Origin of the sequence: Pseudomonas monsensis (genome assembly GCF_014268495.2) — a bacterium.
Lineage (GTDB): Bacteria > Pseudomonadota > Gammaproteobacteria > Pseudomonadales > Pseudomonadaceae > Aquipseudomonas > Aquipseudomonas monsensis.
Genome location: NZ_CP077087.1, coordinates 3,999,811 through 4,019,682 on the forward strand (window position 1 = coordinate 3,999,811; position 19,872 = coordinate 4,019,682).

The following is a 19,872-nucleotide window of genomic DNA, read 5'->3' on the forward strand; positions in this document are numbered from 1 at the left end:
TGCTCGGAATACGCCGACCTGAAATATCGAGTTGAACTCGGGCTCTGGATTACATGGAGATCCGCTCCCTTCCCCCTCGGCCCCTTTGGCGGAGAGGGAACTGACCGCGCTGAATGTGCAAGTTGCACCGACTTGAAATACCGCGTCGAACTCAGGTTTGAAGAGCACAAAGATCGGCTCCCTTTCCCCCTCGCCCCCTTGGGGGAGAGGGCTGGGGTGAGGGGGAAAAATCTCACAGACTCACGCAAAACCGAAAGCCGCCACCAACCGACATTGCTCATGTGCAAACGTCATCCGGTTATCGCGTTTAAAGCACACAAACCGTTACGCCATCCTCCCTACAACACCTTGCGCCGTTACCTACGCGTACGCCAGAATCCGCCGGCTTACACGGCTATGGGCCGGGCTATATCGTTTGCCTGTCACTGCAAAACAGTGATCGGGTTTGGTAGCCCGTCTCTAAGCGTCATGGCTACACCTTGTTCGGTCCCTTTTGGGAACTCGAATTATATGGTGGCCATGCGTGGGGCTCCTTCGGGAGCGCCGGGTTTTCCCGCTTAGACCGGTCTACCAACCTGCGCATGGCCACCACCTGATCTGGCTTAATGATTCTGGACACCCTTAAAGGGCGGTAATCTACGCCCAGCGAAGAGGTGGCATTTGACTAGACGATATTTTTCGACAGATTTCAAACGGGATGCGGCTTGCCTGGTTTTGGATAAAGACTATTCGGTGAGTGAAGCCTGCGAAGCAATGGGCGTCGGACCTACAGCACTGCGTCGCTGGGTTGAGCAGTTGCGAGCTGAGCGCAACGGTAAGACGCCTGAGAAGTCCAAGGCCATGACTCCTGACCAACAACGCATCCAAGAACTGGAAGCAAAAATCCGACGGATTGAGCGAGAGAAGGAAATCTTAAAAAAGGCTACGGCTCTCTTGATGTCGGATTCCCTCGATCAGTAAGGCTGGTCGAGGAATTAAGCGAGCAATATCCAAGATCCGAGTTGTGTGGCGTGTTTGGTATCAACCGCAGCAGTTATTACGAGCGTCTGAAACAGCGGACAAAAGTGGATGCCGAGCGCGAGCGCCTCAAGATCAAGGCTGCTGAATTACATAAGCAAAGTCGCGGTTCAATGGGCGCGCGCAGCCTGTCAAAGGCGTTGTGTAACGAAAAGGAGTCGGTAGGTCGTTACATGGCTCGTAGCCTGATGCTCGAGATCGGATTGAAGAGCCAGCAACGACGCAGACATCGTTACAAACCTAGCGGCGCAGAGGCTCAATACGCCCCCAATCATTTGGAGCGTAAATTCAACGTTGAGGCGCCCAATCAAGTGTGGTGTGGCGATGTGACTTACATTTGGGCCGGTACTTACTGGGTTTATCTGGCTGCGGTACTAGACCTGCATGCCCGACGCGTCGTCGGTTGGGCGATATCCAGAAGTCCCGATTCGGCTCTGACCTGTAAAGCGTTGAGGATGGCTTTCGAGTCGCGAGGACGCCCTGAAAACTTGATGTTCCATTCGGATCAGGGTTGTCATTACAGCAGCAAAATGTTCCGAGAAACGCTGTCGGAGATGCGAATAAAACAAAGCATGAGTCGACGAGGAAACTGCTGGGATAACGCTCCGATGGAACGTTTCTTTGGCAGTTTGAAATCTGAATGGATACCCAAGGTCGGTTATCGAAACGAAGATGAAGCCAGTAGCGATGTGCTGCGCTACCTGACCCACTATTACAATCGGATCAGGCTACACAGTCACAACGGCTACCGAACTCCGGTAGACATGGAAGCCCTGGCGGCATGAAAAGGGATAAAACCCTATAACTGTGTCCAGGATCGTTTGACCAGATCAACCCTCGTTTGGTAGCGAGCGCGATGGCTCCTTAAATTGCTAAGTGGGAGTTTCATCCATGTTCAAAATCACACCCAATCCTCCAGACACCGATCCAATCCCTCACGACCCCGCGCTTGACCCGCAAAAGGTCAAAGAAGCCACCGACCGCGCCCTCGACTACTACCTGCGACCTGAAGCACTGGGGGCCCCACCAAGCTCACCCAAGTTTCGCCCGGTCTATTTGGTCGACCCCACGCTAGATGAAGAAACCCTGCTGGTCGAAGCCTGTGAGTCGCTTTCATACGCCCACTCCATGGCCGGTAACCTCGCCAACTCGATAGGCGGCCCGGAGCGCAAACCACTGCTGGCGCTGCAACAGGTGATCATGCTGAACGAGCTGTTGGTCAACCGACTGCTGGACAAGCTGCGCATCCCGCAGTAGTCAACACACGGAATGAGTGAGGGGTCCTCTCCCCCTCACTTTCACTCTGCCCCTCGGTCGTTTGATGAGCAGAACTCATCAAGCCATCCCGATTTACCCGTCTAGCCCCCACTAGTCAGCTCTCTTGCTGTTCTCCCACCTGACGGGAGATCAAAATGCACAAGCGCACACTACAGCGTCCATACTGATTTTTTTCCCAGTTGGGACACCGACATGCCCTCCCCCGAAATCACCCTTTTGCAAAGCTGGCACGACAACGCTGACGCCTGGATCGAAGTGATCCGCAGCGGCGCCATCGAAAGCCGCCAGCAGGTTACCGATCAAGCGATTCTGCTGGCGATCATGGGCCGTCAGCCGCAGCGTGTGCTCGACCTCGGCTGTGGTGAAGGCTGGCTGTTGCGGGCGCTGGCGGATCGCGGGATTGATACGGTGGGTGTGGATGGCGATGCGCAGCTTATTGAAGCGGCGCGTTTGGCGGGGGCGGCGCGGGTGCATGTCGCCAGTTATGACGCGTTGGTCGAGGCGAAGGTCGACGTGGGCCGTGACTATGAGCTGATCTGCGCGAATTTTTCATTGCTGCATCAGGACATTATTCCGCTGCTTGCGGCGATGAATACGCTGCTTGTTCCCGGCGGGGTTTTGGTCATTCAGACACTGCATCCGTGGGCTGTGGCGGCTGGGGATTATCAGGATGGCTGGCGCGAAGAATCCTTCGCCGGGTTCAAGGGCCAGTGGCAGCCGATGCCGTGGTATTTCCGCACGTTGTCGAGCTGGTTGAATGCACTTGATATGGCCGGATTCCAACTCGTCAGCCTGCAAGAGCCACAACACCCGCAAAGTCAGCTGCCGCAGTCGTTGCTGATGGTTGCCGAGCGCCGCTGAAATTTCAGAAACACCACCCATCATTGTGGGAGCTGGCTTGCCAGCGATGAGGCCGTAACTTTCAACATCAATGCTGCCAGACCCACCGCCATCGCTGGCAAGCCAGCTCCCACAGTGATTTCAGTTGTTCCCGGAATTCGTGGGCACCACAGAAACCTGTGGGATCTATGCAGTTTGCCGGATCATCTGCGGACCACGGACGCGGTACTGCGCCAGCAGGCGCATGACGTAGCCGATCTTGATCAGGGTCGGGCCGAGGATGGTCAGAGCGTGCATCGCCACCAGCAGTGCAATCGGCATGTGGCCTTTGTAGAGATACGCGCCATATATGCCGGCCAGCAGCATGAGCAGACCAGCGACGAGGATTTTGCTCGACAGGTGCAGAACGTTCAGCGGGCTTTCGAAGAACGTGAGCATGGTGGCGTACTCCTGAGCGGTTCGTTTAGGTAAGTTGAGTACCTCAAGTCTCGTGCCAGATTTTTAATTCAAGATAATCAGTTAGTTGCACGATAACGAGTCAATTTGACACAAGCCGGACATAGTCAATTCGACCCGAAACCTTGTCATTACGACTACAGAAAGACACGATAAGAAAGTCCGGTCTGCAGCTCGATGTCTCCGTCGTCGGGATTTCCAATGCTCGGCAATTGTCGATCTACGGCACCGCCAATCGACCAAGGACTGACTACGCTGTAAATCCTGCGTGTCTAACCTGCCGAGGATGACTGCCATGCAACGCTTTCAAAAACTCACGCCCTGCCTGTGGTTCGACGATCAGGCCGAAGCCGCCGCGAAGTTTTACTGCTCGATCTTCGATCATTCGAAAATCACCGGTCTGACCCACTACAGCAAGGTCGGCCAGGAATTTCACGGCAAGCCGGAAGGTGCGGTGATGACCGTCAGTTTCGAGCTCGATGGCCAGACCTTCACCGGGCTCAACGGTGGGCCGATGTTCAAATTCAGCGAGGCGATTTCGTTTCAGGTCAACTGCCAGAATCAGGAAGAAGTCGACCATTTCTGGGGCAACCTGTCCGAAGGTGGCCCCGTCGAAGCCCAGCAATGCGGCTGGCTCAAGGACAAGTTCGGCGTGTCGTGGCAGATCGTGCCGGTGGCCTTTATGCACATGATGCTGGACCCGGACACCGCCAAATCGCAGCGCGCGATGCAGGCCATGTTCCAGATGAAAAAACTCGACATTGCCGAACTGGAACGGGCCTTTGCCGGCCAGAGCTAATACACTCGGGGGCTGGCCTGCCGGGAACACCACGATGAAACACACTGCCGCCAAACACCCTGAAAAAGCCCCGCGTTTCTGGCGCGACGCGGCCCTGCCCTTCATTGAAGCGCGGGCCATCGCCGATGGCCGCGAGGTCTGTTATGCGCGGCATTCTCACGCGCACTTTTCCATCGGCGCGATCACCGCCGGGCGCAGCACGTATGTGCACGAGCAGGCGCAGTTCGACGTGGCGGCGGGCACGGTGGTGTTGATGAATCCGGGCGATGTGCATGCGTGCAATCCGATCGAAGATCAGCCGTGGTCGTACGTGATGCTGTACGTCGAAACGCCGTGGCTGACGGATTTGCAGCATCAGTTGGGGTTTGCCAGTGATCTTGAGTTTCGGCGTTTTTCCACCACTCACCTCGACGATGCTGCACTGTTCAATGAGCTGAATGGACTTTATGAAACGTTGATCGACCCGCACCAGGATGTGCTGCGCAAACAGAGCGCAGCCGTAGAGTTTTTCAGTGATCTGCAACTACGTTTGAACCCCGCCGGCCCCTCTCTGCGCGAGCCAAATTTCAAACTGGAACGTGCTGCGGATTTCATCCGCGAACATTGCACCGAGGTGCTCAACCTCGACGACATCTGTGCGGCAGCACAACTGTCCCCGTCATACCTGATCCGCGCCTTTAAACAGCATTACGGCATGACGCCCCACGCCTTTGTGGTCAACCAGCGCATCCAGTTCGCCCGCGAGCGCCTGCGCAGCGGGCAGTTGATTGCCGATGTGGCGCTGGAAGCGGGGTTTGCCGATCAGGCGCATTTTCAGCGCGCGTTCAAGCAGCATCTGGCGGCGACGCCCGGCCAATATCGCGGCTGACGCTGCCTCTGAAACTCAACACTTCTCCTGAGAGAGCGAGCCTGCTCGCGCCTACAAGGTCTACGGTAGCAATAGGTAGATTGCGCTCAGTGCCAACAGCCCCGCCATCACCCGATTGAACCCGCGCATCCCCGTCGCATTGCTCAGATACCCACGCAAAAACGTCCCGGCATACGCCCAGCAGCCCACCGATAGATAACAGATCACCAGATACACCGCCGCAAACTGCCACACCAGCCGCGCCTCGCCATCGGCGACAAACGCGCCCATGCCCGCGACACACGCCAGCCAGGCTTTCGGGTTGAGCCATTGCATCACCGCGCCATAGAGCAGCGATGGCGCTCGCCCGGAATCCTTGGCGTTCAACTGTCCATCATCCACGGCCAGTTTCCACGCCATGAACAGCAAAAACGCCACGCCGGCCAGTTGCACCACGCGGGTCAGGAATGGCCAGAGTTTCAGCACCTCGTGCAAACCCAGGCCCATCAATACCAGCAACAGCACAAACCCCAGCGTCGCTCCGGCAACATGCCGCTGACTGGCACGAAAACCGAACTGCGCCCCGGAACTCAACGCCACAATATTCACCGGCCCCGGCGTGATGGACGCCGCCAGCGCAAACGCCGCCATCGAAACAATCAGACTCATCGCACACCTGCTTCAAATCGAGGAACAAGGTGCACACGGTATCGAGCGCCCGGCCCCCGGTATTGAAGAAAATGCCCCTGGCCACACATATCCCTTGTGGGAGCGAGCTTGCTCGCGAAAGCGGAGGGTCATTCAACACTGCATTGCCAGGACGACCCCATTCGCGAGCAAGCTCGCTCCCACATAAAAGCTGTGTTCAGTCCAGGCGCGGCACGGTAAAGCGGAACTCGCTGCCCTGCCCCGGTTCGCTTTCGGCGACGATTTGTCCGCCGTGGGCTTCGACGATGCCCTGGGTGATGTACAAGCCCAGGCCGGTACCGGTCGGGTTGCCTTCCTTCATCGTCCAGTAGCGGTCGAACACGTGCGGCAGATGTTCCTTGGGAATGCCCTCGCCGCTGTCACGCACGGTAAAGACGATCTGATTGCCAACGGAGGTGGCGTGTACGCCCACCGTGCCCAGGCGCGGGGTGAACTTGATCGCGTTGCCCACCAGATTGGACAGCACCTGAAACAGCCGCTCGGGGTCGGCATGAATGCGCAGGTCCGGGTCCGCCGCAAAGGAAATGCTGATGTCCTTGTCCAGCGCCAACGGTGCAAGCAGCGCCTGCGCCTCTTCGAACATCTGCCCAACGTCGAGTTTCTGCGGGGTGATGGAGTAGCGCCCGGCGTCGATTTTTGAGGTATCGAGCAAGTCTTCCAGCAACGTGTTCATGCGTCCGGCAGCCTGCTGCATGGTGTCGATGGCCGTGGAGATCCGCCGTGAAGTATGCGGACCATCCGAGCTGAACGCCTTCTGCATCATGCCGCAGAGCATCGAGATCACGGTCATCGGATTGCGCAGGTCGTGGGACACCACCGCAACCAGGTCGTCGCGAGCGCGCACCGCTTCCTGCTCTCGGCGCACTTGCCGGGCCAGATCGTTCTCCAGCGCCGAGCGGCGCAGATCGTTGGCGGCGAACACATCGCCGTGGCTCCACTTGGTGGAGATCCCGGCCATCTCGACTTTCCAGATTTCGAACGAAGTGCGCGGGCGCAGACGCAACCCGGCGTCGGAGTTTTCCAGATCCAGCGGCTTGCGCGGGTCTCCGCTCCAGTTGATGTTTTCCTTGACCTCGGGGCGGAACCACAGCACGCCGTTGTCCACCGGTTTCGGCAGGCTCATGGCGAGCACGCCACTGGCCACCTGCTGATACTGCGCCGCCGGCGGATAAACGCTGGCCAGGTGATGACTGGCAAACACTGGCTCACCGGACGCCTGCAACCATTTGTGCAAGGCGCGGATGTCGTCCGGTTCCGGGCAATTGCCGTAGCGGTGCAACTGTTTGTCTTCGATGATCGCAATACCGCCGGCGTTGGTCAGCGCCATCAATGCCTGCGGCTGATTGGCCAGACCGTCGAAGACGTTCTGCGGCGAATCGATCATCGCCTGATTGAGCAGCGCCAACGCCTCGAGTTTTTCGTCACGCTGGCGGCTGATCTCCAGCGCTTCCATGGCGCTGATCTGCAGCGACAGCACCTGGCCAATGGTCTGGCACGCCGCACGCAACTCGTGAGGCACGTGCAGCGGCTCGCGATTGCCGCAACTGATCAGGCCCCAGAGCCGGTCGCCCTTGAGCAGGGAAATGCTCATCGACGACAGCACGCCCATGTTCTTCATGTACTGGCAGTGAATCGGCGACACGCTGCGCAGGGTGGCGAAACTCAGGTCCAGCGGCGTGCCGGTGTCCGGACGCAGCTTCGGCACCAGCGGCACCGGTTGGTAATCGGCGTTGGGGATGATCCGCAGCCAGTTGGTGCGGTACAACTCACGCGCCTGCTCGGGAATGTCCGAAGCCGGGAAGAACAGGCCGTTGAACACCTCCATCGACGGATCGGAGGCTTCGGCGATGACCTGGCCGTGCCCTTCCTCTTCGAAACGGTAGATCAGCACCCGGTCGTAACCGGTCATGGCCTGGATTTCCGTGACGCTGATGTCATACAGCGCCTGCAACGTGGTGGCCGCTTGCAGGCGCTGAAGCATGCGCCCCAGATGGGTCTGTTTGCCGGCGACGTTACGGGGCTGAAAGTTTTCGACGTGGATTTCCAGTTCCAGAATCAGCACCCCTTGGTGACGGTGCAGCAAACCTTCGAACGCGGTGCCATTGACGCGGAAGCGCAGCGGCGGTCCGTCGGACAGTGCCGGGTGCAGCAGGGCCTCGCGCACTTGCGTCGCTTCGGCGGCGCCGATCAGGCTTTCGAGTGGCTGGCCGATCAGGCTCTGCGGCGCACGGGCCAGCATGGATTCAACGTTGGCGCTGACCTGAATGATCTCCAGCGCCGGCTCGCTGAGGGTCAGCAGCACGCCGTGGGGCTGGATCGCGCCGGGGAATCGAATCGGCTCGTCGGCGCAGTTGGCCAGCAATTCTTCAAACGTTTCTTTGTCTTGCGGGGTCATGCCAGTACCTCCCGGCGCTCGAGCCAGCGCTCGAAACAGCTGAATGTGGTTTGTGCCGCCGTGACGACAGCTGCGCGCTCCTCGGCGCACATCGGGCGATTGCCCAGGTATTCGATGAACTCCCGCCAGCGGCGACCGGTGGCGGCGCCGTAGATATCGAGAAAGGCCGCACCGTTGGAGGCATCCAGGCCAAGTCGCGTAGCGATTTCCCGGCGCAGGATCTGCCCGCCGAGCGTCGCACCTTCGAGCACATAGAGCACACCGAGGCCGGCGGCGCTGGAGTCGATCACCGGCAATTGAGCGCACATCGGCAATTGTTCGAGCGCTTCGGCAGTGCACCCCAGCGCTTGCAGATCGGTGCGCAGCGTCGGGGTCTTGCGCCGTGGGCCGAGATCGAAATCGGCGGGGACGCAACCGTTGATCTGCAACAGGCTTTCCAGTGGCTCATAAAAGCCGTAATACGCCGACATCAGGCGCTTGAACGCAGGTATATCGAGGCTATCGGAAAAAAACGGCAGACGCTTTTCCAGTGCGATGTGCAGCTCGGCAGTGCCGGCACGCAGATCTTGCAGCACCGGTGGCACATAAACTTCACGGGCCTTTGCTTGCATGTAAATCGCTCTTGGTGGGGCCACCTGGGGCCGTGCGGGGTGTGTGCTGCTGGGGACGAAAGCTTACACGGCAATCGCCTTTTCTGACCGGACAGGCAGATTTTTCTGCGAAAACCATCACCTTCCGACCTTTCAGAGTTCAGACGATTCACAAAAGTTCGACAAGATTCACTGAGCGTCGGGCGCTGTACCGTGACTCTGGCGCCTGACTGTATGGGGTAGCGCGCTTGCAGCCTGTGATAAAAAACCGCAATCGCTTCTGGAGCCCGCGCCCATGGACCTCGCCACGCTGTCACTGTTTCTGCCCGCCTGTTTCGCCCTGAACATGGCACCCGGCCCGAACAATCTGCTGTCGGTCAGCAATGCCACCCATTACGGCTTTCGCCGTGCCTGCACGGCCGGGATCGGGCGGATTCTGGCGTTCGCCGGCATGATTGCGCTGGCCGGCGCCGGGTTGTCGGTGGTGTTGCAGACGTCGCAATGGCTGTTCCAGGCGATCAAGATCATTGGCGCGGCGTATCTGCTGTACCTGGCCTGGCAATTGTGGCGGGCCAACCCCGACGCCGGGCAACAGGTGACCGGTGCAGCAGCGGGCTTCTTCGCGTTGGCGCGGCAGGAGTTTCTGGTGGCAGCGGGCAATCCCAAGGCCATTCTGCTGTTCACGGCCTTTCTGCCGCAGTTCGTCGACCCGACCCGCCCGGTGCCGACGCAATTTGCTGTGCTCGGCGTGCTGTTTCTGTTACTGGAATGGATTGCCATCAGCGCCTACGCGTACATGGGCCTGCACATGCGCCGCTGGTTCGCCGAGCCGCGCGGCAAACGTATCTTCAATCGTTGCTGCGCGGGGTTGTTGTCGGCTGCGGCCTCGGCGCTGTTGATGGCGAAACGGGCTTAAGCCACGGACGGGCCTTTGAGTTCGACCTGATTGCCATCCGGGTCGAAGCAGTACAGCGACAGGCCTTTGCCTTCGGCACCAAAGCGTGATTCGGCTTTCGCCACGGTCAGGCCGAAGGATTGCAAGTGCGCGATCAGCACCGCTTCATCGAACGGCTCGATGCGCAGGCAGAAATGGTCAACGTTGCGCCGCTCGGCACCGGCCGCCCCGCCGCCCTTGCGGCCAATCTCGCCGGCCAGGTCGACGAGGTCGATCATCGAGGTGCCGGCGCGCAGGTGCACCAGGCCCAGCGGCTCGTTGCGCTTGACCACGTCGGCGCCAAAGACCTGGCCATAAAACGCGATGCTGCGCGGCAGATCCGCAACGCGCAGGACGATGTGATCAATATGTTGAATCGAAAACGGCTGCATGGGTTGGGCTCCTCACATTCAGCGACCCGGTCATTGTGGTGCAGAATCGAAAAAATTCACTGTCGATTTTTCGGTGGAGCCATCGACAAACTGGTTTTACTCTCGAGCCATGAACATACCGACCGTTGTCCTGCCCCCCCACGCCGAGATGGTTCGCGCCATGCTCGAACGCGATACCGCCTACGAAGGCGTATTCTTCACGGCCGTGAAAACCACCGGGATCTTCTGCCGCCCCAGTTGCACTGCGCGCAAGCCGAAACCGGAGAATGTCGAATTCTTCGCTCATGCCGATGAGTGCCTGTCGGCCGGCTACCGCGCCTGCCTGCGCTGCAAACCGCTGGACGCAGCAGCCATCGCGCCGGACTGGGTGCAGCGCTTGCTCAAGGCAGTGGACGCCGATCCGGAGCGGCGCTGGAGCGATGCGCAACTGCTCGCGCACAGCATCGAGCCGCTGAAACTGCGGCGCTGGTTCAAACAGCATTTCGGCATGACCTTCCACGCCTGGTTGCGCACACGCCGGCTGGGCGTGGCACTGGGCGGAATCCGTCAGGGCACGTCGATTGATCACGCGGCGTTCGATTCCGGTTATGAATCACTCAGTGGTTTTCGCGATGCCTTCCAGAAGTCATTCCACATCACCCCCGGCCGCGCCGCCCAGAGTGAACCGCTGCTGTTCACCCGGCTGACCACGCCGCTGGGGCCAATGATTGCCATGGCCGAGCGCCGTGGGCTGGTGTTGCTGGAGTTTCTCGACCGCCCGGCGCTGACCCGCGAAGTGGAAGACCTGCAGCACCGTTATGGCTACGCGGTTGCACCGGGGCACAATGCGCATTTGCAGCAGATCGAAGAGCAACTGGCGGCATATTTCGCCGGCAAGCTGAGCGCCTTCAGCGTGCCACTGCACGCGCCCGGCAGCGACTTTGCCCGGCAAGTGTGGGCGGCACTGCAACAAATCCCCTACGGCCAGACCAGCACTTACGGCGCCATCGCCGCAGGGTTGGGCAAACCCGGTGCCAGCCGGGCAGTCGGTCTGGCCAACGGGCACAATCGGCTGTCGATTGTCGTGCCGTGTCATCGGGTGATCGGCGCGGACGGCTCGCTGACCGGCTATGGTGGAGGGCAGCCGCGCAAGGCGTTCCTGCTCAGGCTGGAAAACGCTGCCGTACAGCTCACGCAACAACTGGCACTGTGACGAACCGAATCAACTGACAAGAAGGATTTTTGATGAACGCGCTCGCGACGCCGTTTCACCAGTTGCACCAGCAAGGGCTGCTGATATTGACCAACGTCGCTGACGCCACCGGCGCACGACTGGTCGAACACCTCGGCGGCAAAGCCATCGCCACCAGCAGTGCGGCGGTGGCCTGGGCCCACGGTTACCCGGACGGCAACACCCTGCCCCTCGACCGCCTGGTGTCGACCGTGGAATCCATCGTCCGGGTAATCAGCGTGCCGTTGACCGTCGATGTCGAAGCCGGTTATTCCGATGACCTCGGCCGTGTCGCCGAAGTGCTCGATGCGGTGATCGCGGCGGGTGCCGTGGGCATCAATATCGAAGACGGTTCGGCAGCGCCCGAGCTGCTGGCACGCAAGATCGAACGGGCGCGCCAGGTTGCCGACAAACGCAATGTGCAGCTGTTCATCAATGCCCGCACCGATGTTTATCTGAAAAACCTTGTACCGGCCGAAGACCGCGTTGCCGAAACCCTGCGGCGCGCCGCAATGTATCAAGCGGCGGGCGCCGATGGCTTGTTTGCCGCGGGGGTGACGGCAGCTTATGAAATCGAGGCGATCTGCAAGGGCACGCCATTGCCGGTCAACGTGCTCGGCTTCGCTGGCCTGCCGTCGCCCTCGGAGTTGCAGGCGCTCGGCGTGCGCCGCTTGAGCGCCGGTTCCGGCATCGCCGAGTTCCTCTACGGCGCAATGGGCGGGCTGGTGAAAAGCTTCCTCGCCACAGGCCAGCTCGACACCCACGGTCTCAAGGCGTTGAGCTATGGCGAAGTCAACGGCCTGCTGAAATAGCATGCCCGACACCTACCAGGCGGCCAGCGCGTTGCTGGCCGCGCTCGACCCGGACTGGCACCGACATATCGCGGCCATCGGCCCGTGCCTGCACCAACCGCACCCGACACGCGATCCCTATGAATCGCTGGTGCGGGCGATTGCCTATCAGCAACTGCATGCCAAGGCAGGGGACGCGATTGTCGGGCGGCTGGTGGGGCTGTTTCCCGGGCAGACGTTTGCGCGACCTGAACAGATCCTGGCGACCGATTTCGAACGCCTGCGCAGTTGCGGGTTTTCCGCCGGCAAGATCGCGACGATTCAAGGGATCGCCCAGGCAACACTGGACGGCGTGGTACCGGATTACAGCACGGCGCTGGTGATGGAGGACGAAGCGCTGATCGAGCGCCTGGTCAGTTTGCGCGGCGTCGGCCGCTGGACCGTGGAGATGTTGTTGATCTACGGCCTGGGGCGCATGGACGTGCTGCCGGCAGATGACTTTGGTGTGCGCGAGGGTTATCGGCGACTGAAGGGACTGGAAGTGCAGCCGACGCGCAGGCAGATGATCGAGACCGGCCTGGCGTGGAGCCCCTATCGGACGGTGGCGGCGTGGTATTTGTGGCGGGTGCCGAAACCGCTGCCCTCACCCTGAGGGAGAGGGAACTGATTGGGGGATATTGGAGATTTACGCCGACCTGAAATAGCGCCTCTGAATACATGATCGCCAGGACTTGATGGGGCAATCCATAATCGACCCGGTTTTTCAGGTCGATGGATAACGCAAGACATCTCGGTCGGCCCCCTCTCCTCCCGGGAGAGGGCTGGGTTGAGGGTCATCTGTTCACAGCCCGGACTTCAACCGACTGAACGCCCGGATCAACGCCCGATTGAAGGCTTTGCCGTTGTCGTTTTTGCTGTACAGCGTGGCCCTGACGTCGGCCGGGGGATACGTCCCCGGATCATTGCGAATCGACGCATTGACCAGGCCGTCCGCCGCCGTGATCGCATTGGCGTAATGAATGGTGTCGGTAATCGGCGCGATCACCTCCGGCGTCATCAGATAATCCATCAACGCGAGCCCGGCCTGCGGGTGCGGCGCGTCCTTGGGAATGACCATCGCGTCAAACCAGATCAACGTGCCTTCTTTCGGGATGTGGTAACTCAGTTTGAACGGTTTGTTCGCCGCCTCCGCCTGCCCTGCCGCAATCGCCACGTTGCCGTTCCACGACATCGCCACGCAGGTGTTGCCATTGGCCAGGTCGCTGATGTTCAGGTCGTTGTCGAAGTAGCGGATGTACGGACGGATCTTCGCCAGTTGCTGCTCGGCGAGTTTCAAGTCGTCGAGGTTCTGCCGGTTGATGTCCAGGCCCATGTACTTCATCACGGCGGCGAACACTTCGTTAGGATCATTGAGCAGACTGACTCCGCAATCGGCAAATTTTGCCACCACGGCCGGATCGAACAGCATCGCCCAACTGTCGGTCGGCGCATTCGGCAGGCGCTGCTTGATCGCCTCGTCCTGGTAACCGACGCCGGTGGTGCCCCAGGCGTAGATCCCCGCATAGCGATTGCCCGGATCGAACACCGCCATGTGCTGGCGAAACTCATCACCGACCCCGGCAAAGTGCGGCACCCGCGCCTTGTCCAACGGCTGGATTGCGCCGCTCTCGATGGCCCGCGACAAGTGCTGGCCGGCAGTCAGCACCAGGTCGTAACCACTGCGCCCGGTGAGCAGTTTGGTCTCGACGGTTTCCAGCGAATCAAAGTGATCGGCGACCACATGAATGCCGGTTTTCGCTTCAAAATTCTTCAGTGTGTCCGGTGCCAGGTACTCGCCCCAGATGTACAGGTTAACCACCGGTTTGGCGGAATCGGCGGCCTGCACACACAGGGGTGCAAGCACCAGCATTAACGCTTGAGTCAGTTTGTGCAGGCCCATCATCACACCCCCTTGCCGGCGTACTGCGGCATGGTGATGCAGGCGACGTTGCCACCACCGAGCAGGATTTCCCGGGAATTTTCGATGCCGACGATCTTGTGCTGCGGGAACAGTTCGGCGAGTGTCGCCAGTGCCACCTGATCGTTGCGGTCACCGAACAGCGGCACTACGATCGAGCGGTTGCCAGCGTAGTAGTTGATGTATGACGCACAGATTTGGGTGCCGGCCTGTCGGGTGTGGGTACTGTCCTGCTGATCGAGGCCTTCGGCTTCTTCGGCGGTCCACTCCAGTGCGTCCGGTTGCGGCAGTTTGTGCACGATCAGCTCGCGGCCCCGGCTGTCACGGGTGCTGCGCAGGATGTCGTAGGCCTCCTGATAGATTTCCCACTGCGGGTCATCGCGGTTGTCGGTCCATTGCAACACCACTTCGCCGGGACGCACGAAGCAGGCGAGGTCGTCGACATGGCCGTCGGTTTCGTCGAACTTGCAGCCCCGTGGCAGCCAGATCACCTGTTCGGCACCGAGGTAATCGGTGAGGCGTCGGGTGACTTCGTCCTTGCCCAGGTGGTGGTTGCGATTGCGGTTGAGCAGGCATTGCTCGGTGGTGAGGATGCTGCCCTGGCCGTCGCTCTGGATACCGCCCAGTTCGGCAATCAACGGCGCGCGGTAGCGGTCGAAGCGCTCGATTTCGAGGATCTTGCTGGCGATCTGGTCGTCCTTGTCCCAGGGGTAATACAAGCCACCGTCGAGGCCGCCGTAGGCGTTGAACTCGAAGTCGACGCCGCGCACTTCGCCGCTCTGATCGTTGACGACAAAGCACGGACCGCTGTCGCGGAACCAGGTGTCATTGCAGGTCATCTCGACCACGCGTACCTGCGGCGGCAACTGCCGGCGGGCGGTGGCGAATTGCGCGGCAGAGGCGCACACGGTGACTGGCTCACTCTGCGAGATGGCGCTGACGATCTGCACCCAGACTTTCTGCGCCGGCTTGGCGCCGTTGCGCCAGACGTCGGTGCGCTCCGGCCAGCCGAGCCAGCAGCCGGACTTCGCTTCGAATTCGCCGGGCAGACGGAAGCCGTCCTGTTTGGGGGTGGAGTCGAGCAAACGTGCCATGGTCAAACCTCGTCTTCGGGTTGGGAATGACCACAGGCTAAGGGCGCAGGCGCTGCGCTCGCCAACGATGATTATTACGGAACAGTTGAATTCAACTCATCAATCGACCAGTTGATCGTTGAACCATTCGAGCATCTGCGCCACCGCCGGACGCTCCAGACGCACCCGTTCGCAGACCAGCGCGTATTGACCGAGGGCGGTCATGCTCGACGCGAAGGGTCGCACCAGTCGCCCGCTCTGCAAATCCTCCTGGGCGGTGAGGTTGTCGCCCATCGCCACGCCCTGCCCTTGCGCCGCCGCTTCCAGGGCCAGCCCGGCATGGGCGAAATACAACTGGCGTTGCGGCCGCTGATCGCCGGCGTGGCTAGTCAGCCAGGCGGTCCAGGTCTTGCCGTCCTGATCATCGTGCAGCAGGCAGTGACGGGCCAGATCCCTTGGCGTTTTCAGGCTGCCCTGGTTGAACAGTCCGGGGCTGCACACCGGGAAAAATTGCAGGTCGGGCAGCGGCCGGACGAAATACGCACTGCTGTCCACCGGGCCGGTGCCGTAGGTGATCGCCAGATCAATGTCTTCCCCGGGCGCCGCAGCGTCGATCGGTTGTTCATAGAGGTGCAAGGTGATGTGCGGGTAACGCGCATAGAAATCGGTGAGGCGGCTCATCAACCATTTCTGCGCGAGCTCCGCGGTGACAGCCAGACGCAACACCGCGAGCGAGGATGGGTCGCGCAATTCATCACAAGCGTCGCCGATCAGTTCGAAGGCCTGCTGCAGGCTCTGCATCAGGCGTCCGGCAGCGATGGTCGGGCGAATCTGCCGGCCTTCGCGGATGAACAGCGCGACGCCGAGTTGCTCTTCGAGCTGGCGGATTTGATGGCTGACGGCGCTGTCGGTGACACACAATTCCGCCGCCGCCCGGCCGAAATGCGCGTGACGGGCGGCGCATTCGAAAGTGCGCAGGGCGGCCAGTGAGGGAAGTCTTCGCATGGGGCTGGTCCGTTTTTTGTAGATTATGCTGACGGGGCCGGAGGTGCGCGTCCAGCCCTCGTTCCCTCACCCCAGCCCTCTCCCAGAGGGAGAGGGAGCCGATCGCGAGATATTGAGGATGTACGCCGACCTGAATGTGCGTGGGTGAATCCATGATCGACTGGTTTTTTCAGGTCGATGGAGAACGCAAGACAACCCGGTCAGCGCCCTCTCCCTCCGCTACATACACGGGAGATATTGAGGATGCATACCGACCTGAATCTGCTTCGGCGAATCCATCATCGACGGGATTTTTCAGGTCGGTGGAGAACGCAAGACAACCCGGTCAGCTCCCTCTCCCTCCGGGAGAGGGCTGGGGTGAGGGGCTTTTGACTGTATCGCACTGTATACCCCGAAGCCGCAGACACACCCAACGCACAATCCCCCGCCCCGCCGACACATCCCCGATACACCTCAAGGCTGAAATACCCCGGTCGATTCAACTGGCCCGACTCACCGGAGATGCATCATGACCACAACCCTTTCAACCGCCATCAAAGGGCTGCACCTGAACCTCGACCGCGCCGGCACCTGGCTCGCCCCCCTGACGCTGCGGCTGTTTATCGCCTGGGAGTTTTTCGAGTCGGGGCTGGAGAAATTCAACGGGCAGAACTGGTTCGAAGACATCCAGGCGCGCTTCCCGTTTCCCTTCGATCACCTGCCGGCGTCGCTGAACTGGGAGCTGTCGATGTGGGCCGAGCTGATCGGCGCGCTGGCGATTCTGTGCGGTTTCGGCACACGGATTTCGGCCTTTGCGTTGATCGTGGTGACCATGGTCGCCACCGCCGCCGTGCACTGGCCCGCCGACTGGTCGACGCTGAGCGAACTGGCGCAGGGTTACGCGATCACCAACAAGGGCTTCGGCAACTTCAAGCTGCCGGCGATTTACCTGGCTGCACTGCTGCCACTGCTGTTCGCCGGTGCCGGCAAGCTGAGCGTCGATGCGTGGCTGGCGCGGGTGTTCTGGCAACGCCACACCCGCTGAGGCTCAATGCGCCCGGTCCAGCCCCGCCAGCAACGCGCTGTCACGGCTGTAGATGTCCGGCGCGTAGCGCACCCGACCGGCATTATCGACCTGCGCGGTCCAGTAGGTCATCAGGATCGGCACTGGCGCCGACAAGCGAAATTCGTGAGTGGTGCCGGTGGCGAGCAAGGTGTCGGTGCGGGCCTTTTCCGCCGGGGTCAGGAGCAGGTCGCGCAGCTGCATCGGGTGCTCGACCCGCACGCAGCCGGAGCTGAAGGCACGCGGCCCTTTCTCGAACAGCGCCTTGCTCGGCGTGTCGTGCAGGTACACGGAGAACGGGTTGGGGAAGCGGATGACCATCTGCCCCAACGGATTACGCGGCCCGGCATCCTGACGCAGGAGGATGTTGCCGGGGTTGTCCCAGTCGATGTCCGCCGCTGCCAGCGGTTGCCCATTGGCATCGAGCACTTGCAGGTTCTGCCGGCTGAGGAAGGTCTGGTCCTTGCGGATTTCCGGCAGCTTGTCTTCTTTCCAGATAGTCGGCGGCACGGTCCAGGTCGGGTTGAGGGTCAGACGCGTGACGCGAGACTTCAACAACGGTGTCTGGCGCTCGGCGCGGCCAACCTGAGTGCGGGTCTGCCACACGGCTTGACCGCCCTGATACAGAGTCAGTTCGGCGGCGGCAACGTTGACCAGCAGGCCATTGGGTTCCATGTCCTGGGCCAGCCAGCGGAAGCGTTCGAGGTTGACCCGCAACTGTTCACGGCGGTTCAGCGGACTGATGTTGAGCTCGGCAATCGTCCCCGGCCCGACCACCCCGTCGGCCTGCAAGGAATGGCTGGCCTGAAAACTTTTCACGGCATCGACCAGCACGCCGTCATAGGCATTGCCCGGCGCGCCTAAGGCGTGGGTCAGATAGCCTTCGCTGAACAGCCGCTGCGCCAGTTCCGGGACGCGTTTATCTTCCATCGACGGGCGCAGCAGCGGCCCGTTGCCCACGGACTGCCATTGCGGCAACGCTTTGAGCCGTTGCACGGCGTAGAGCTGGCGCAGGCTTTGATACTGCGCCAGACGCGGACGGGCCAGATCGAACGCGCCGGCGATGTCGTGCATGCCGGGTACGGCGATGGCCAGCAATTCCGCCTGACGGTCGCGCGGGGTGTCGTCGGCATGCCACAGCGGTTCGAAATGCGATTGCAGCAGGCGACCGTAATGCAAATCCTGCAGGGCCTGGAGGTAGTTGCGGCTGATGTCGATGTCGGCGCACAACTCGCCATCCTGCGGCGCTGCGCTCGGAAGCGGGTAGCGCTTGGGATTCAGCCCATCGTCGGCCAACAGTTGCAATTGCGCGTGCAAGGCCGGCAATCGTGCGGAGTCACTGGCCCACACCGGCATCCAGTCCTGCTGTTCGTAGAAGGCCTGCAATTGCGTGAGCGCCGGGCCATTGAGCTGCGCGGCAATCGCCGCGCACGACTGCGGCAAACTGATCAGCACCGCCTGCAGCGGACTTTGCGGCTCGACCGGCCTTTCAGCAGGCGGCGTCGGCAATGTCTCCAGCGGCGGCAACGGCTCATCGGCACAAGCGACAAACGGCGCTGCGAGCAAACAAATGCTCAAGTAGCATGCGTACTTTTTGAACAACTGCTTTACTCCAATCCGTAGCCGTCTCAATGACGGTCAACCTTACATCAGGTGCGCTGAACAGTCAGGCCCGAATCCGGGGTCTGTCGGGTATGACTGGGAGTCAGGAGCCAAAGTGCCAAATATGTAGACAGTGAGGACACTTTATAAATGTTGACGTTTTTGCGCCGACTTCTGTTGACCACCGCGACCCTTGTCGCCGTGACCAGTCCAGTTTTTGCCGCCGGCAAACCATCGCCGGTGCTCTTTACCAGCCTCGCGCACGCCGCGCCAGAACTCAATCCCCAAGCGCTGAAAGGTGCCTTGAACGCCATGCAATGCGCGGTCAACAACGGTGCGAAACCGTCCCGCCATCTGGCCATCATCGACTATTCGCAACCGTCCACCGAGCGCCGCTTGTGGATTTTCGACCTGAACCGGAAAAAACTGGTACTGCGCGATCTGGTCGCCCACGGCTCCAACTCCGGGGAAAACTTCGCCACGCAGTTTTCCAACCGTGAAGGCAGTTATCAATCCAGCCTCGGCCTGTTCCGCACCCAGGAAAGCTACGAAGGCACCCACGGTTACTCGCTGCGCATGGACGGCCTCGAACCGGGCTTCAACGACCTGGCCCGCGATCGTGCCATCGTGATCCACGCCGCCAGTTACGTGAATCCGTTGTGGAGCAAGCGCCAGGGGCGCATCGGCCGCAGCCAGGGCTGCCCGGCGGTACGGCCGCAGATCGCCCGACAAGTGATCGATAAACTCAAGAACGGTCAGTTCATATTCTCGTGGTACCCCGACCAGCGCTGGCTGCGCTCGTCGCCGTACCTCAATTGTCAGCCGCAGCAGGTGGCGAGCATTCTCAGTACCCACGCCAGCTGACAAAGCACCACAGCGGTTGCAGTTTTTGCCGCCACGCGGTGCTTCTGTGGGAACGGGTTTGCTCGCGAAAGC

Annotated in this window: 20 protein-coding genes; 11 read left to right on the forward strand and 9 right to left on the reverse strand. The window is 60.7% G+C overall.

All coding sequences use genetic code 11. The features are described from left to right. The first annotated feature begins 660 nt into the window (after positions 1-660). The 3 genes from HV782_RS17480 to HV782_RS17490 all read left to right on the forward strand — a co-directional run bounded on the left by HV782_RS17480 (position 661) and on the right by HV782_RS17490 (position 3,156). Positions 661-1,802, forward strand: a protein-coding gene (locus HV782_RS17480) for an IS3 family transposase (protein ID WP_225931025.1) whose coding sequence is annotated in 2 segments (ribosomal slippage) — positions 661-922 and positions 922-1,802 — 1,143 coding nt in all. Because the reading frame shifts where the segments join, the coding sequence is not laid out codon by codon here. 106 nt (positions 1,803-1,908) lie between these two features. Next, positions 1,909-2,274 (forward strand): DUF6124 family protein, encoded by a 366-nt coding sequence (locus tag HV782_RS17485; protein ID WP_128613803.1) that lies wholly within the window; start codon positions 1,909-1,911, stop codon positions 2,272-2,274. 213 nt (positions 2,275-2,487) lie between these two features. After that, entirely contained in the window at positions 2,488-3,156 is a 669-nt protein-coding gene (locus tag HV782_RS17490; protein WP_186744130.1) for a class I SAM-dependent methyltransferase, read from the forward strand. Positions 3,157-3,321: 165 nt separating this feature from the next. On the opposite strand, the gene HV782_RS17495 is transcribed toward HV782_RS17490, so the two are convergent. After that, positions 3,322-3,573, reverse strand: coding sequence for a transmembrane sensor/regulator PpyR (locus tag HV782_RS17495; RefSeq protein WP_186744132.1), 252 nt, complete (start codon positions 3,571-3,573; stop codon positions 3,322-3,324). Between the two features lie 313 nt (positions 3,574-3,886). On the opposite strand from HV782_RS17495, the gene HV782_RS17500 reads away from it, so the two are divergent. Further along, on the forward strand, positions 3,887-4,390 hold the full coding sequence (locus HV782_RS17500; RefSeq protein ID WP_122844415.1) for a VOC family protein: 504 nt from the start codon (positions 3,887-3,889) through the stop codon (positions 4,388-4,390). Positions 4,391-4,424: 34 nt separating this feature from the next. Next, positions 4,425-5,258 (forward strand): AraC family transcriptional regulator, encoded by an 834-nt coding sequence (locus HV782_RS17505; protein ID WP_186744134.1) that lies wholly within the window; start codon positions 4,425-4,427, stop codon positions 5,256-5,258. Positions 5,259-5,318: 60 nt separating this feature from the next. Here the strand turns inward: HV782_RS17505 and HV782_RS17510 are convergent, their stop codons facing one another. The 3 genes from HV782_RS17510 to HV782_RS17520 form a co-directional block, all read right to left on the reverse strand. After that, the gene (locus HV782_RS17510; protein WP_186744136.1) at positions 5,319-5,906 is read right to left on the reverse strand and encodes a LysE family translocator; all 588 of its coding nucleotides are present in this window, start codon (positions 5,904-5,906) and stop codon (positions 5,319-5,321) included. 196 nt (positions 5,907-6,102) lie between these two features. Further along, positions 6,103-8,340 (reverse strand): ATP-binding protein, encoded by a 2,238-nt coding sequence (locus tag HV782_RS17515; protein ID WP_186744146.1) that lies wholly within the window; start codon positions 8,338-8,340, stop codon positions 6,103-6,105. Then, complete coding sequence (locus HV782_RS17520) at positions 8,337-8,951, reverse strand: biliverdin-producing heme oxygenase (RefSeq protein ID WP_186744148.1); 615 nt, start codon at positions 8,949-8,951, stop codon at positions 8,337-8,339. Before HV782_RS17520 ends, HV782_RS17515 begins: the two co-directional genes overlap by 4 nt. Before the next feature lie 274 nt (positions 8,952-9,225). Here HV782_RS17520 and HV782_RS17525 point away from each other — a divergent pair, with 274 nt between their 5' ends. Continuing rightward, entirely contained in the window at positions 9,226-9,846 is a 621-nt protein-coding gene (locus HV782_RS17525) for a LysE family translocator (RefSeq protein ID WP_186744150.1), read from the forward strand. On the opposite strand, the gene HV782_RS17530 is transcribed toward HV782_RS17525, so the two are convergent. Further along, positions 9,843-10,256, reverse strand: a complete 414-nt coding sequence (locus tag HV782_RS17530) for a VOC family protein (RefSeq protein WP_123462751.1) — start codon at positions 10,254-10,256, stop codon at positions 9,843-9,845. The two genes, HV782_RS17525 and HV782_RS17530, sit on opposite strands and share 4 nt — an antisense overlap. Positions 10,257-10,365: 109 nt before the next feature. On the opposite strand from HV782_RS17530, the gene HV782_RS17535 reads away from it, so the two are divergent. The 3 genes from HV782_RS17535 to HV782_RS17545 are packed head-to-tail and all read left to right on the forward strand — an operon-like array spanning position 10,366 to position 12,909. Further along, entirely contained in the window at positions 10,366-11,448 is a 1,083-nt protein-coding gene (locus tag HV782_RS17535; RefSeq protein ID WP_186744153.1) for a bifunctional transcriptional activator/DNA repair enzyme AdaA, read from the forward strand. A gap of 32 nt (positions 11,449-11,480) precedes the next feature. Beyond that, positions 11,481-12,278: an isocitrate lyase/PEP mutase family protein gene (locus HV782_RS17540; RefSeq protein ID WP_123462747.1), complete on the forward strand. Its 798-nt coding sequence runs from the start codon at positions 11,481-11,483 to the stop codon at positions 12,276-12,278. A 1-nt stretch (position 12,279) separates the two neighbouring features. Continuing rightward, the gene (locus tag HV782_RS17545) at positions 12,280-12,909 is read left to right on the forward strand and encodes a DNA-3-methyladenine glycosylase family protein (protein WP_128615577.1); all 630 of its coding nucleotides are present in this window, start codon (positions 12,280-12,282) and stop codon (positions 12,907-12,909) included. A gap of 189 nt (positions 12,910-13,098) precedes the next feature. Here HV782_RS17545 and HV782_RS17550 read toward each other — a convergent pair whose 3' ends face one another. The 3 genes from HV782_RS17550 to HV782_RS17560 form a co-directional block, all read right to left on the reverse strand. Next, the gene (locus tag HV782_RS17550) at positions 13,099-14,196 is read right to left on the reverse strand and encodes an extracellular solute-binding protein (RefSeq protein WP_123462743.1); all 1,098 of its coding nucleotides are present in this window, start codon (positions 14,194-14,196) and stop codon (positions 13,099-13,101) included. Between the two features lie 2 nt (positions 14,197-14,198). Next, entirely contained in the window at positions 14,199-15,308 is a 1,110-nt protein-coding gene (gene aguA, locus HV782_RS17555; RefSeq protein WP_186744155.1) for an agmatine deiminase, read from the reverse strand. Positions 15,309-15,407: 99 nt separating this feature from the next. Next, complete coding sequence (locus tag HV782_RS17560; protein WP_186744158.1) at positions 15,408-16,292, reverse strand: LysR substrate-binding domain-containing protein; 885 nt, start codon at positions 16,290-16,292, stop codon at positions 15,408-15,410. A 508-nt stretch (positions 16,293-16,800) separates the two neighbouring features. Between HV782_RS17560 and HV782_RS17565 the strand changes: the two genes are divergently transcribed. Then, entirely contained in the window at positions 16,801-17,316 is a 516-nt protein-coding gene (locus HV782_RS17565) for an HvfX family Cu-binding RiPP maturation protein (protein ID WP_186744160.1), read from the forward strand. 3 nt (positions 17,317-17,319) lie between these two features. On the opposite strand, the gene HV782_RS17570 is transcribed toward HV782_RS17565, so the two are convergent. Continuing rightward, positions 17,320-18,936: a L,D-transpeptidase family protein gene (locus HV782_RS17570; RefSeq protein ID WP_186744162.1), complete on the reverse strand. Its 1,617-nt coding sequence runs from the start codon at positions 18,934-18,936 to the stop codon at positions 17,320-17,322. Between the two features lie 150 nt (positions 18,937-19,086). On the opposite strand from HV782_RS17570, the gene HV782_RS17575 reads away from it, so the two are divergent. Continuing rightward, positions 19,087-19,800, forward strand: coding sequence for a murein L,D-transpeptidase catalytic domain family protein (locus HV782_RS17575; RefSeq protein ID WP_186744164.1), 714 nt, complete (start codon positions 19,087-19,089; stop codon positions 19,798-19,800). The last annotated feature ends 72 nt before the right edge of the window (positions 19,801-19,872 follow it).